General features: G+C 60.7%; 9 protein-coding genes. 4 read left to right on the top strand and 5 right to left on the bottom strand.

Features of this window, described 5'->3' with window-relative positions; all coding sequences use genetic code 11:
• Nucleotides 1-30 precede the first annotated feature (30 nt).
• From SJY33_RS00920 to SJY33_RS00900, 5 genes are all read right to left on the bottom strand, one after another.
• Complete coding sequence (locus SJY33_RS00920) at nucleotides 31-1224, bottom strand: geranylgeranyl diphosphate reductase (RefSeq protein ID WP_379920622.1); 1194 nt, start codon at nucleotides 1222-1224, stop codon at nucleotides 31-33.
• Nucleotides 1221-2576, bottom strand: a complete 1356-nt coding sequence (locus SJY33_RS00915) for a BCD family MFS transporter (RefSeq protein ID WP_379920621.1) — start codon at nucleotides 2574-2576, stop codon at nucleotides 1221-1223. Before SJY33_RS00915 ends, SJY33_RS00920 begins: the two co-directional genes overlap by 4 nt.
• Complete coding sequence (chlG, locus tag SJY33_RS00910; protein WP_379920620.1) at nucleotides 2576-3514, bottom strand: chlorophyll synthase ChlG; 939 nt, start codon at nucleotides 3512-3514, stop codon at nucleotides 2576-2578. Before chlG ends, SJY33_RS00915 begins: the two co-directional genes overlap by 1 nt.
• Nucleotides 3515-3728: 214 nt before the next feature.
• Nucleotides 3729-5150, bottom strand: a complete 1422-nt coding sequence (ppsR, locus tag SJY33_RS00905) for a transcriptional regulator PpsR (RefSeq protein ID WP_379920619.1) — start codon at nucleotides 5148-5150, stop codon at nucleotides 3729-3731.
• Nucleotides 5151-5162: 12 nt separating this feature from the next.
• Nucleotides 5163-6059, bottom strand: a complete 897-nt coding sequence (locus SJY33_RS00900; RefSeq protein WP_379920618.1) for a B12-binding domain-containing protein — start codon at nucleotides 6057-6059, stop codon at nucleotides 5163-5165.
• 247 nt (nucleotides 6060-6306) lie between these two features.
• Between SJY33_RS00900 and bchF the strand changes: the two genes are divergently transcribed.
• From bchF to SJY33_RS00880, 4 genes are read left to right on the top strand one after another with little or no spacing between them, the layout of a single operon-like run.
• Nucleotides 6307-6855, top strand: a complete 549-nt coding sequence (gene bchF / locus SJY33_RS00895; RefSeq protein ID WP_379920617.1) for a 2-vinyl bacteriochlorophyllide hydratase — start codon at nucleotides 6307-6309, stop codon at nucleotides 6853-6855.
• Complete coding sequence (locus tag SJY33_RS00890) at nucleotides 6852-8165, top strand: ferredoxin:protochlorophyllide reductase (ATP-dependent) subunit N (protein ID WP_379920616.1); 1314 nt, start codon at nucleotides 6852-6854, stop codon at nucleotides 8163-8165. Before bchF ends, SJY33_RS00890 begins: the two co-directional genes overlap by 4 nt.
• A gap of 3 nt (nucleotides 8166-8168) precedes the next feature.
• A complete protein-coding gene (bchB, locus tag SJY33_RS00885; protein ID WP_379920615.1) occupies nucleotides 8169-9740 on the top strand; it encodes a ferredoxin:protochlorophyllide reductase (ATP-dependent) subunit B in 1572 nt (523 codons plus the stop codon).
• Nucleotides 9730-13371: a magnesium chelatase subunit H gene (locus SJY33_RS00880; RefSeq protein WP_379923490.1), complete on the top strand. Its 3642-nt coding sequence runs from the start codon at nucleotides 9730-9732 to the stop codon at nucleotides 13369-13371. The genes bchB and SJY33_RS00880 overlap by 11 nt, the downstream gene beginning before the upstream one ends.
• The last annotated feature ends 4 nt before the right edge of the window (nucleotides 13372-13375 follow it).

Below are 13375 nucleotides of genomic sequence, written 5' to 3'. Positions count from 1 at the left end.
AAACCTGCAATGGCAAGCACTACAGAGCCTTCAGGTGGCAGGGCGCAGTCCGAGCAGGTGCGCGGTATCCTTGAGAAAGATCTTGATGTGAGCCAAGGGCCGAGCGCGCACAAGTTTCTTGTGCATGTAGGCCTGCCAGGTCAGCTCCTGCACGTCCTTGTCGTCACACATCGTGACAAATCGTTCGCGTCGCTTGTCTGACGAATACCAGAAATACTGCATCATCCCGAGCACCCAGAACACCTTGCCGTGTTCCTTCATGAAACGTTTGCGGGCGAGGCGCAGATGTTTGGCATCGCCTGTCTTGAGAAAAGCTGCTGCGGCCTCGCCCACGAACCGGCCGCCTACCATCGCGTAATAGATACCTTCTCCCGATGCCGGCGCAACAACCCCTGCCGCGTCACCCGCAACGATTACGTCCGCCCCGTTGTCCCAACGTTTCAACGGCTTCAGCGGAATAGGCGCACCTTCACGGCGTATTGTCTCGCAGCGTTCCAGCCCAAGATCATCACGCATCGTGGCAATCGCACCGCGCAGGGAAAATCCCTTGTTTGCGCTGCCAACGCCAATGCTGGCCGTGTCACCATGCGGAAACACCCATGCATAGAAATCGGGTGACAGCCTTCCTTGATAGAATACATCGCAGCGCGAGGCGTCGAATTGTTCGGTGTTGCGTTGCGGTGCCTTGATGATTTCGTGATAGGCAAATACGCAAGGGATGCGTTCTGCGCCAACCAGGCATTGTTTGGCCACGGCCGAGCGCGCGCCATCGGCGCCGATCACGACGCGGGCGCGCACGCTCTCGATCGGGCCGCCGCGGTTGCGCCGAAAGGTGACAATAGGATGCGCATTATCATCCCGCTCGATCTTTTCGAACGTCGCGGTGAGACGCTCAGCGCCTGAATGATGCGCCCTTTCGCGCAGCGCTTCGTCGAATTCCTCGCGATCTACCATGCCGACATAGCCGATTTCGCCCACCGGCATGTCGACAGCGCGGCCCGACGGGGCAATCATCCGGGCCGATCGCGCTTTGGCGACCAACAGGCTTTGGGGCACATCAAAATCTGCAAGTAGTCGGGGCGGAACGGCGCCGCCACAGGGTTTGATCCGGCCACCCCGCTCAATCAACAGAACCGAATGGCCCGCCAATGCCAGATCGGTTGCCGCCGTGGAACCGGACGGCCCGCCGCCGATAACGACGGCATCGTAGATTGTCTGGTTCATGCGTAAATCTCCCTCGTTTCGTATGCAGCGCCGGCTTTCATGGCTGTGCCGCCCGTGGCCCTCACCGCCAGAATGGCAGCGAGAACGAAGGCCGCAGCTTCAATGCTGAAGATAAGCTGGAACGCCTGGCCTTGGTCGCCCAGCACGCGCAAAGCGGCATCCCGTCCCGCTGCGCCGGCAAGACCGCCAAGCCCAAAGGCAATGGCCTGAGATGCACCCCATACGCCCATGCGTACGCCTTCGCGGGTCTTTTCACCCGCGCCCGCCAACCGCATCATCGCGCCGATGGCTGCGACAGCGAAAACACCATTCCCGAAGCCAAGAACGAAAACATTCGGACCCAATGGCCAAGGCGGCCCACTGACAGCCGCCAGCGCCAGCGCGCCCAGCCCCACGGCCGAAAGCAGACAACCGCACACCACCCAGATACGCAGACTATCGGGCCGATTGCCGCTGAACGCGCTACCGCCGATGCCGGTAACAATCATGCCGAACAAGATGCCGCCCTGATGCTGGCCTCCAAGCTGGGTCGACTCTCCGGGTGACAGGCCGAAAACCAGTCCCGCGAAGGGTTCGAGGATCAGATCCTGCATTGAGAATGCGATCATCGAAATGAAGATGAATACGCTGAAACGCCGTGCGGCCGGCTCATTCCATATTTCGGTCAGCGCGGCGCGCAGGTCGGGTGCGGCACCGCCCCTTGCAGCGTCACCGAATTGTCCCGCCTGCCGCTCTAGCCGGTATGTTGCCAGCACTGTCAACGTGATCGTCGTCAAAGCCAGTCCGCTGGCCACCCACATCAAACGTTCGGCGGAAAAAGGCTTCAGCAGCGCACCGACGGTTATCGCTGATACCACTATTCCCGCGACCATCATGATCCATGTTACTGCTGCAGCTGCGGCACGCCGATCAGGCGCGACGCCCGATGCCAACAAGGCCAGCGCAGACGTGCCGCCTGCGCCCACGCCCATCCCGATCAAGGCAAAGGCGAATACGGACAGCGCAAAAGCGGGGACATAGGCCGTCGCCATCAGTAAGGTCGCCTGCGTCGCCAATAGTCCACCGGCAGCGAGCACTATGACTCCACCAATGATCCAGCGCGTGCGGCTGCCGCCCTTGTCCGAAGCATGGCCCCACAAGGGACGCGCCAGCTGCACGGCATAATGCCAGGCCACAAGGCCGGCAGGGATTGCAGCGGCAAGTTCCAGTTCGACCACCATGACCCGATTGAGTACGGTTGTCGCCAGCATGACCAGCGCTCCGATCGATGCCTGCACCAAACCGATCCGAACAATCGCGAGCCAACCGAAGCCCACTTTTGTCACATCAATGCGGGCGCTCGGCGCTTGCATCAGATATATCCGCCCAGACCGAGCGCCGCGGCCAGCATCCCCAAGACATAGAGCGTGACGCCGACGCCGTTATACCATGGCGCATGTCTGGCAGGATCGCGCAGCAACCGTGGCATCGCGGCAATCTGTGCGCCCAGCGCCAAAGTGACAATCAGCGCAGAAAGCCCGAGGCCCCAAATGGCCAGCAAGGCAATTACCACTATCTGCATTGATGCCATCGTAACGCAGGCGAGCCTGGCCGCAGCGCCAATGCCCATGACGACGGGCAAGGATGTCAAACCAGCCTGCCGATCGCCCTCCACCGCTTTAAAATCGTTGAGCACCATGATCCCGTGCGCACCCAGAGAATACATGACGAGCACGATCATCACCTCAACCGAAGGCATCGTCCCGATCATGACTGCTGCACCGGTAAACCAGCTTAGCCCTTCATAAGTCAGCCCGCATACAAGCGGACCAACCCATCCGTTTGCCTTAAACCGCAGAGGCGGGGCCGAGTAAGCCCAGGCAAAAGCCAGACCAATCAGCCCGGCGACAAATACAATCGGGCCAAGCAACCATGCGATCGCAGCAGAAACACATGTGGCGATGATTGCGATGTATAGCCCCCATCGGCCCGGTATTCGGCCGGAGGGGATCGGACGGTGGGGTTCGTTGATGGCGTCGACGTGCCGGTCGAACCAGTCGTTGACGGCTTGCGACGTCCCGCAGACCAGCGGTCCGGCAAGCAGGATACCGCCTGCAACAAACCACAGACGTCCATCCAACCCGGCACCAGAAGATATGGCCCCGCACATGAACGCCCACATGGGGGGAAACCAAGTGATAGGTTTGAGCAATTCGAGCACGTCACGCGGTCGAGGCGCCTTCCGGCTGCGCACGGGCGGCGTAAGCGCCGAGTTGGGCACGGTCCGAGTCGAAGTTACCGATTGCTCCATTGGTCAAGCCTATGCCTGACAGTCATAAGCGTCAAATTATTTTGACACTCGTTTAGCAGTGACGTTCAAACTCCTGTTCAGAATCTTGCAGCGTATCACGCTGTGTCCAATTTAACTGGAACAGAAGTGTGCGAGGTGCTCGACAGTTTTGCCGCGTAAGGTTGGTATCAACCTTCACCCTTATGGTAGGGCGGATAGGACGGTCGGCAATCTTTTACTCGCCGTCACCCGCCAGATTTCCAAGACCATAGCGGTGAAGCTTGGAGTAGAGGCTCTGGCGCGAAAGGCCGAGGATTTCAGCGGCCGACGCACGATTGTCGGAGGTGTAAGACAACGCTGCTTCGATACACAGACGCTCGATCAGATCGGTGCTTTCGCGCACGATGTCTTTCAAAGACATGCGCCCAACTAGCTCGGTCAACTGTTCGACCGAACGCGGCAAATCCTGCGATCCCGGCGGTAAATCGCGCAAGCGGCGCCCGATCGGTCGGATCACAAACGCATAATAGCCATCTTCCCCCGACGTGCGTACGGCCGACAGTTCGACGGGCTCGCCTTCGATGTCATGTCCCACCCGTAAAACGGTGGTCACGTTGCGCGCGGCACCATGCTGATCAATCTGCCCCTCGATCAGATCAAGGTCAATTCCTGGCCGCCCTATCGATTCCGACAAGTGACGTCCACGCAGTTGATCAACGCTAGCTGCTTGAAGCATTTCGACAAAAGCAGCGTTTGCTGTGACGATTTCAAGGTTGCTGTCTGCAACCACGAAAGCATCGGGCATCTGGTCCACCAGAGCCAGAACGGGCGAGGCTTCGGGCATAGGACGGTCGGTCGCGGGTATCAGCCGCACGAGCAAAAATTGTCCGCGGTCCTGTGTGAAGCCATTGATTGACGCCAACACTTCTCGCGCGCCGCGTGCAATGCGGATGCGCCCTGGGCTAACAGTATCGGAAACCAGCCCTGCGCCTACCAGAGCCTGTACGGCATCATGGGAGTTTTTATCGATGAAGGTGAGCAGCTTCTTACCGGAAAGACCGCCGATCCGGGCACCCACAAGAGCATGCGCGGCCGGGTTAGCCTCTCTAATCCGTAAAGTCCCTGCTTCTACGATAAGGACGGGTTCGGTCGACCGTTCGAACAGCATGCGGTAGCGCGACTCTAGCTGCCGCATCCGCAGGTAATCGCGCTCAAGCGATTGCTGCACCTGCAGCAGCCGCTGCTGAAGTTTGCCAGCGTCCCTGAGATCGCGCCCGAACGCAATCCGGTTTTCGCCGCCATTGACGCTAAGCACAGCATAGCGGATCGGCACATCGCCATCTTGGGATGGATGGTTGACCTGCCGCCAATGCTGTACCTCACCGCGCCGCGCAGCTGCAAGCATCTCCATGATTTTCGGACGACTTTCGACTGTTACGGTCTCAATCCAATTGGTCCCCACCCAATCGGAAAAGACCGGAAATTCGCGCGGATCAAAAGCCGCATCAAGGATCGTGCCGGTGTCATCAAGCACCAACGTCACGTCACCCGCCACCATAGCGAGTTTCATCGCTGCGTCAGCGTCCAAGGTATTGAACAGCTCGGCAGCCTTCCCAAACGGGTGCTTGCCTTCAATGCTGTGTTTGCGGGTGAGCATTGCTGGCCGGATCTACAAAGGGTTCATGTGGCGGGCGGACACAGCTTCAATCAACGCATTGGCCGCGTCCAGCGCAGCCAGAGCGTCTGCTCCGGTCCCGTCGGCACCAACCTCTGTCACTATGCTTGGGTTAGCGTTGATCATCCGTCCACCGACAAGCACAATAATACGGGGGTTAGCCGAGACATTGCGTACGGCCGTGATTAGATTTGCGAGCGCCGCGCTAGGGCAGTCGCGACTGAGCGTCAATCCGACAAGATCAAAGGGCTGACGCGCAACCCGGTCGAGCAGTTCACGCCGCTCAGGCTTAATCAACGCCTCGCTGCGCCAACCAGCGCGAGCAAACACCTCTTCGATCATAAGAGTGCCAAAACTGTGCTGATCGCCCGGCATCGGCGAAAACAATGCCGAATGCGGCAGGCTCATGTTACCGAGCACTGAAGGCGAACGCGCTGCTACTTCGCGCATCACCTCCTGTAGGCGCCACAATCCCATTGTAACATCGAGAAAATCACATTCGTCATACTCCCACATCTCGCCAAGTTTGCGCGCGGCGGGGGCGAGGAGGTCGAGACATATGGTTTCGACGCTGGCGCCTTTCGTGATGAACCCATCGACTTCTTCAAGCAGGCTCGCTGCTTCCAGCCGTAGCGGAAGCAAGGCAAATCGCGACGCCTCGTCCGCCGATATTGACCGCGACCGACGGGGCTTGCTCTGCGCGCTTGCGCCTGAATAGGCCATCAACAGCCGCGGAATAATTTCGCTTTCGATGATGACATTGACGGAGTCCGGCTGGCCTGGACTAGCCCCGGCGCTGCGACGCCTGACCGCATCCAACGGCGCAGAGATGACGCCCCGCAACACCGCCGACCCTGCACCGAACATGCTCGAAGCCTTCGACTCTCCCATTCTCAGACCCTCCCAGGTCGTGCGGACAAACCTTCCGCAGGAGGTAGTGACCGGTTTTTTTAGCGCGCCGGGTTTGGCCCTGATCCCACAACAAAGCCCACGACTCTAAACTACGCCTTTTTGGAACGTGGCACAAATGACCTTACCGGGGAATACCCGATCGTCAACAAAACTAAACGTCCAATCTAGTTGACACTCAAAATGGAAAGCGTAAATTCCGAGTCTGAGAGAGAAGGCTGACGCAAACATGACACGGATGGATCATGCATCCCCGGTCGAACCCGAAACCACGGTGACGCGGGCGGGCCAGGCAAAGGGCACTACCGGCGCGCTTTACACCGCCGAAGAACGGCAGCGCCGCGATCAGTCGGCCTGGACGATCGTTCAAGGCGTGCTCGCCCCGGTTCAATTTCTCGTTTTTCTTATCAGTCTGGCGCTTGTTGTTCGCACGCTTGTGACCGGTGAAGGCGCCTTTGCGGCCGATGCGTCGATCGTGCTGAAGACGCTGGTGCTTTACACCATCATGATAACCGGTTCGATCTGGGAGAAGGTGGTCTTCGGCAAGTGGCTGTTTGCCCCCGCGTTCTTCTGGGAAGACGCCTTCTCGATGCTCGTGCTTGCGTTGCACACGCTGTATCTGGTGCTGCTGTTTGGCGGCCTCGGCACGCTGGAGCAGCGCATGATGGTCGCGCTGGCGGGTTATGGTGCTTATGTCATCAACGCCGGTCAGTTCATCTGGAAACTGCGCATGGCGCGTTTGCAAGGCGCACATGCAGCGCAGGCGGTCATGGCATGAGCGCTGCAGGCATTCTTGATGGCTGCGCGGTCGAAATTTCCCGCGATGTGAACCCAGCTATCGCGCCCGTCCGCCCGATCCTGCGCGAGCGCGGCCAGCGCGAAGTTTTCTGCGGCCTGACCGGCATTATCTGGCTGCACCGCAAGATGCAGGATGCCTTTTTCCTCGTGGTCGGCTCGCGCACCTGCGCGCACCTGCTGCAATCGGCGGCGGGCGTGATGATTTTTGCCGAACCGCGTTTTGCAACGGCAATCATGGAAGAGCGCGATCTGGCCGGGATGGTCGATGCGCAGGACGAGCTTGACCGCGTGGTCAACCGCCTGCTCGAACGCCGCCCCGATATCAAGACGCTTTTTCTTGTGGGTTCGTGCCCGTCGGAAGTCATCAAACTCGATCTGGCAAAGGCCGCACAGCGTCTTGGCGCTGTCCACATGCCGCGCGTGCGCATCCTCAACTATTCGGGCAGCGGGATCGAGACGACGTTTACGCAGGGCGAAGACGCTTGCCTGGCATCGTTGGTGCCCGTGATGCCGGCCCTTCCCGCCGATGCCCCGGCGGAACTGCTGATTGTTGGAAGCCTGCCTGACATCGTCGAAGACCAGTTCCTGCGGCTGTTTGCGGACATGGGCATCGCCAAGGTCGGCTGTCTGCCTGCGCGCAATGCCCGCGATCTTCCGGCATTGGGCCCGAACACCCGCTACCTTCTCGCCCAGCCTTTCCTTGCCGAAACCGCAATGGCGCTCGAAGGGCGCGGCGCGCAGCGGATCGATGCGCTGTTCCCGTTTGGCATCGAAGGCACGTCCGATTGGATGCGCGCTGCCGCCCGCGCTTTCGGCGTCGATCCTGCGCTGACCGAACAGGTACTGGCACCGGGTCGTGAACGTGCGCGTATCGCGCTCTCCAAGCTACGCCCGCAGCTTGAAGGCAAGCGCATCACTTTCCTGCCAGATTCGCAGCTGGAAGTGCCGCTCGCCCGTTACTTGCAGGACGAGCTCGGCATGGAACTGGTCGAAGTCGGCACGCCCTACCTCCACCGCGCGCACCTTGCCCGCGAGCTGGAAAGCTTCGGTCCGGGCGTGCGCCTGTCGGAAGGCCAGCATGTCGAGCGCCAGATGGATCGCGTGCGCGCCGATAGGCCCGATATTACCGTTTGCGGCCTTGGCCTTGCCAACCCGCTCGAAGGCGAGGGGCTCACCACCAAGTGGGCGATCGAACTTGTCTTCTCACCGATCCACGGCTTCGATCAAGCCGCCGATCTCGCCGAACTCTTCGCCCGGCCACTTCGCCGCCGCGACATGCTGGAGATCTAGGCGATGCAACTGGCAGTCTGGACATATGAAGGCCCCCCGCACGTCGGCGCGATGCGCGTCGCCACCGCGATGGAAAAGCTCCACTACGTGCTGCACGCACCGCAGGGCGACACCTACGCCGACCTGCTGTTCACGATGATCGAGCGGCGCTCCAAGCGCCCGCCCGTCACCTACACCACCTTCGAAGCGCGCGATCTGGGCAAGGACACCGCGCAGATCTTCCAGGATGCCGCGCGCGAGGCTGTGGCCCGCTTCAATCCGCAGGCGATCATCGTCGGCGCGTCGTGCACGGCCGAGCTGATCCAGGACGATCCGGCCGGCCTGTCCGAGGCGATGGGGCTGCCCTGCCCGGTCATTCCGCTCGAACTGCCTAGCTATCAGCGCAAAGAAAACTGGGGCGCGGCCGAGACGTTCTACCAGATCGTGCGCCAGCTCGCAGACAAGTCGGTGGTCCGCGCACCCCGTGAAGGCCGCCCGGCACGCGCCAATATCCTTGGCCCCACGGCCCTCGGCTTCCGTCACCGCGATGATCTCGTCGAGATCCGCAAGATCCTTGCCCTGCTGGATGTCGAGATCAATCTCGTCGCCCCGCTGGGCGCCACCCCGGAAGACATCGCGAGGATCGGCGCGGCCGACTTCAACATCGTCCTCTACCCTGAAATCGCAGATGAGGCCGCCCGCTGGCTCGAAAAGACTTTCGATCAGCCCGCCGTGCGGACCATCCCTATCGGCGTGGGAGCAACCCGCTCCTTCATTGCCGACGTCGCCGAGCTGGCAGGTGCAGATCCCACGCCTGCCCTCGGCGACACCTCTTCCCGGATGCCTTGGTGGTCACGGTCGGTCAATTCGACCTATCTGACCTCCAAGCGCGTTTTTATCTTCGGCGATGCCACCCACGCCGTCGCCGCCGCCCGGATCGCGCGTGAGGAACTGGGCTTCGAGGTCTGCGGCCTCGGCTGCTATTCCCGCGAATTCGCCCGCGAAGTCCGCGCCGAAGCAGCGCGCTGCGGGATCGAGGCTTTGATCACCGACGATCACCTTGCTGTTGAAGATGCCATCGCTGCCGCCGCGCCCGAACTGGTGCTGGGCACGCAGATGGAACGCCACATCGCCAAGCGTTTCGGCATTCCATGCGCAGTCATCAGCGCGCCCGTTCACGTGCAGGATTTTCCTGCGCGCCATTCCCCCCAGATGGGTTTTGAGGGCGCTAACGTGATCTTCGACACTTGGGTTCATCCGCTGGTGATGGGTCTGGAAGAACACCTCCTGACCATGTTCCGCGAGGATTTCGAATTCTCGGACGAAGCCGGAGCATCGCATCACGCGGCCCATTCACCGCGCAAGGCACAAGTCGATAGCGTCTCTGAAGCCTCCGTCGCAGACATCCCTGCGCCCGTGCTGACCGATGAGCCCGGCAATCTCTGGACCGCCGAGGCCGAGCGCGAATTGAAGAAAATCCCCTTCTTCGTTCGCGGGAAAGCCCGCCGCAACACCGAAAATTTCGCCGCCGCAGACGGTCGCAGACAAATCGATCTCGAAACGCTGTATGACGCGAAAGCGCATTATGCACGGTAGTGTTGCCTCGGCCTCCTCCGTCGATCCGCGGGCACCCGTACGGGTCGTGATTGTCACGCTCGACAACCATCTCAAAGGGGCTGTCGACCGGGCTGAGGAAGCCTTGGCCGCCGAAGGTATCGAGCTCAGCCTTCATGCTGCGTCGGAATGCGGCAGCAACGCTGACGATCTCGACATCGTCACATCCGCTATCGCTGAAGCCGACATCGTCATCGCTACGATGCTGTTCCTCGACGATCATATTCGCATGGTCCTGCCCAGCCTTGAAGCGCGGCGCGAGGAATGTGACGCGATGGTCTGCCTGATGAGCGCAGGGGAAGTGGTCAAGCTGACCAAAATGGGCGCTTACCGCATGGACGCTCCCGCCAAGGGGCCGTTAGCATTGCTCAAGAAATTGCGCGGCAATGCGGGCAAGGATGGCAAGCCCAGTTCTGGCGCCGGCCAGATGAAGATGCTGCGCCGCCTGCCCAAGATCCTGCGCTTTATCCCCGGCACGGCCCAGGACGTGCGCGCCTATTTTCTCACGCTGCAATATTGGCTGGCGGGTTCTGACGAGAACGTGATCGCGATGGTGCGTGCACTGATCGATCGATATGCAGCGGGCGAGCGCATGTATCGCCGCGGCATCACCAAAGCCGAAGCCCCGCTCGAATACCCGGAAACCGGGGTTTATCATCCGCGCACGCAGCAGCGCATCTCCGAAAGCCTGCGCCTGCTTCCGCCTGAGACCGGGCGCAATGGCACGGTTGGGCTGATCTTGCTGCGTTCCTATCTTCTGGGACGTGACTGCGCGCATTACGATGGCGCGATCGCCGCGTTCGAGGCCGCAGGTCTCAACGTTGTTCCGGTCTTTGCTGCCGGGCTGGACGCAAGGCCTGCGATCGAACAGTTCTTCCTTGCATCCGATGGCACACCAACCGTGGATGCGATCGTCAACCTGACCGGCTTTTCGTTGGTTGGCGGACCCGCGTATAGCGATGCACAGGCCGCGCGTGACGTGCTGGGACGGCTCGATCTGCCCTATCTTGCAGCCCACGCGATTGAATTCCAAACTATCGAGGAATGGGCTCACCGCCCGCAAGGTTTGCTGCCGCTTGAATCGACCATGATGGTCGCGATGCCCGAACTTGATGGTTCAACCGTGCCAAGCGTGTTTGGCGGACGCGCCGGAAACTCCGCCAAGGGATGCGGCGGGTGTGATCGCAAATGCGCTCGCCCCACTTCGCACAAGGCTCGCCCGATGCAGGCCTGCCCTGAGCGCGCCGAAGCGTTGGCCGCGCGCACTGCCCGACTGATCCAGCTTCGCAAGAGCGACCGAGCGCAGCGCAAGCTCGCCATCGTAGTGTTCAACTTCCCGCCCAATGCCGGCGCGACCGGAACTGCCGCGTTCATGGGCGTGCACGAATCGCTTTATCTCACGCTCCAGCGGCTTCGGGTCGAAGGTTACCAGGTCAATGTTCCCGAAAGCCTGGATGCGATGCGCGACATGCTGCTCAAGGGCAACGCGGACCGTTTCGGCAGCGATGCCAACGTTGCCCACCGCATCCCTGCTGACGACCATGTTCGGCGCGAACCCCATCTGGCCGAGATCGAAACCGCCTGGGGCCCTGCGCCCGGCAAACAGCTTTCCGATGGCGGACATATTCTGGTTCAGGGCGTACAGTTCGGGAACGTTTTTGTCGGGATCCAGCCAGGTTTCGGTTACGAAGGCGATCCGATGCGGCTCCTGTTCGAAGGCAGCTTTGCTCCCACTCATGCCTTCAGTGCGTTTTACCGGTATATTCGTGAAGACTTCGGTGCGCACGCTATCCTTCATTTCGGCACGCACGGTGCGCTGGAATTCATGCCGGGTAAGCAGGCCGGGATGTCGGGCAAGTGCTGGCCTGATCGTCTGATCGGCCATACGCCCAATTTCTACCTCTATGCCGCCAACAATCCGTCCGAAGGTATGCTGGCAAAACGCCGTTCGGGTGCAACGCTGATAAGCTACCTCACCCCGGCGCTGACACAGGCGGGCCTTTACAAGGGTCTGTCGGAGCTGAGGGCCAGCGTGGAACGGTGGCGCGCAACGATCGACGATGCCGATCATGCCGATGAACGCGCTGATTTGGCATTGTTGATTGCCGACCAGTGCGACACGCTGGATATTCCCTACGCCGATATTGGCGAGCTTCCAGCGCGCCTTTACGAGATCGAGCAGTATCTCATCCCTTACGGTCTTCATGTCTTTGGCCGCAATCCGGCCGGGGCCGAACGCGAAGACATGCTCGATGCAATGGTGGAAGCCGGCAGCCATGACGGCGCGACGCCGGACCGCGCACATCTGGGTTCGCTGCTCGATTCCTCGGATGAAATGGCAGCGTTGATCCATGCGCTTGACGGAGGCTATGTCCAGCCGGCGCCGGGCGGTGATGTCGTGGTAAACACCGATGTGCTGCCCACCGGCCGCAACATCTACGGCTTTGATCCCTTTCTGCTTCCATCAGCCTACGCATGCCGGATCGGCAGCGAACAGGCCGAACAATTGATCGCGAGACACGTCAACAGCGGGCAACCGTTCCCCGAAAGCATCGCCATGGTGCTGTGGGGCACGGACAACATGAAGTCCGAAGGCGTACAGATTTCTCAGGCCATGACCTTGATGGGCGCCCGCCCGCGCAGGGATTCGTATGGCCGGCTGTCTGGCGCCGAACTGATCCCGCTCGAACAGCTTGGCCGTCCGCGCATTGATGTGGTGATGACGCTGTCGGGCATCTTCCGCGATCTTTTGCCGTTGCAGACCCGAATGCTGGCCGAAGCTGCTTTGCTTGCCAGCGCCGCTGACGAGCCAGAGGAAGCCAATTTTGTGCGCAAGCACACGTTGGCGCATCAGGCCAAGCACGGGTGCGATTTCGACAGCGCAGCCCTTCGCGTGTTTTCCAATGCCGAAGGTGCTTACGGCGCGAACGTGAATCAGATGATCGAAGGCGGCGTGTGGGCCGACCCCGATGAGCTAGCCAACGCCTTCGAAATCAACAAGGGCTTTGCCTATGGCGTGTCGGGAAAGCCGGTTCAGCACCGCGCTCTGTTGCAAAGCGCGCTCGGAACGGTCGATTTCACCTATCAGAACCTGGAAAGCATCGAGCTCGGGATCAACGATGTCGACCAATATGTCGATGGGTTGGGCGGCGTCACCCGGTCGGTTGCGCGGGCCAAGGGTGTAGAATCGCCAGTCTATATCCTTGATGCAACCCGCGGCAGCACCAAGGTGCGCACGCTGTCCGAACAGATCGACCTCGAAGCCCGCACTCGCACGCTGAACCCGAAGTGGTTCGAAGGGCTGCTGGAACACGGTTACGAAGGCGTGCGCCAGATCGAAGGCCATGTCACCAGCACGCTGGGTTGGTCGGCCACCACGGGGCAGGTTGCACCATGGGTGTACCAGAAAATCTCGGAAACCTTCGTGCTCGACGCCGATATGCGGCGGCGATTGTCGGATCTCAATCCGAAAAGCGCAGGCCGCGTCGCCAATCGTCTTCTGGAAGCATGTGATCGCCACTTGTGGGAGCCCGACGAAGCCACGCTTGCCGCCTTGCGCGAAGCCAATGACGAGCTGGAGGACCGCCTTGAAGGCGTGTTCCCGGCCGAATGATATC

Origin of the sequence: Erythrobacter sp. R86502 (genome assembly GCF_042466465.1) — a bacterium.
Taxonomy (GTDB): Bacteria; Pseudomonadota; Alphaproteobacteria; order Sphingomonadales; family Sphingomonadaceae; genus Erythrobacter.
This window is presented reverse-complemented; position numbering and strand designations above follow the sequence as displayed.

Bases quoted from the DNA above. Each gene is read 5' to 3' on its own strand.
- chlG (WP_379920620.1), bottom strand. From the start codon at position 3,514: ATGGAGCAATCGGTAACTTCGACTCGGACCGTGCCCAACTCGGCGCTT.
- SJY33_RS00920 (WP_379920622.1), bottom strand. From the start codon at position 1,224: ATGAACCAGACAATCTACGATGCCGTCGTTATCGGCGGCGGGCCGTCC.
- SJY33_RS00900 (WP_379920618.1), bottom strand. From the start codon at position 6,059: ATGGGAGAGTCGAAGGCTTCGAGCATGTTCGGTGCAGGGTCGGCGGTG.
- SJY33_RS00890 (WP_379920616.1), top strand. From the start codon at position 6,852: ATGAGCGCTGCAGGCATTCTTGATGGCTGCGCGGTCGAAATTTCCCGC.
- SJY33_RS00915 (WP_379920621.1), bottom strand. From the start codon at position 2,576: ATGCAAGCGCCGAGCGCCCGCATTGATGTGACAAAAGTGGGCTTCGGT.
- SJY33_RS00880 (WP_379923490.1), top strand. From the start codon at position 9,730: ATGCACGGTAGTGTTGCCTCGGCCTCCTCCGTCGATCCGCGGGCACCC.
- bchF (WP_379920617.1), top strand. From the start codon at position 6,307: ATGACACGGATGGATCATGCATCCCCGGTCGAACCCGAAACCACGGTG.
- bchB (WP_379920615.1), top strand. From the start codon at position 8,169: ATGCAACTGGCAGTCTGGACATATGAAGGCCCCCCGCACGTCGGCGCG.
- ppsR (WP_379920619.1), bottom strand. From the start codon at position 5,150: ATGCTCACCCGCAAACACAGCATTGAAGGCAAGCACCCGTTTGGGAAG.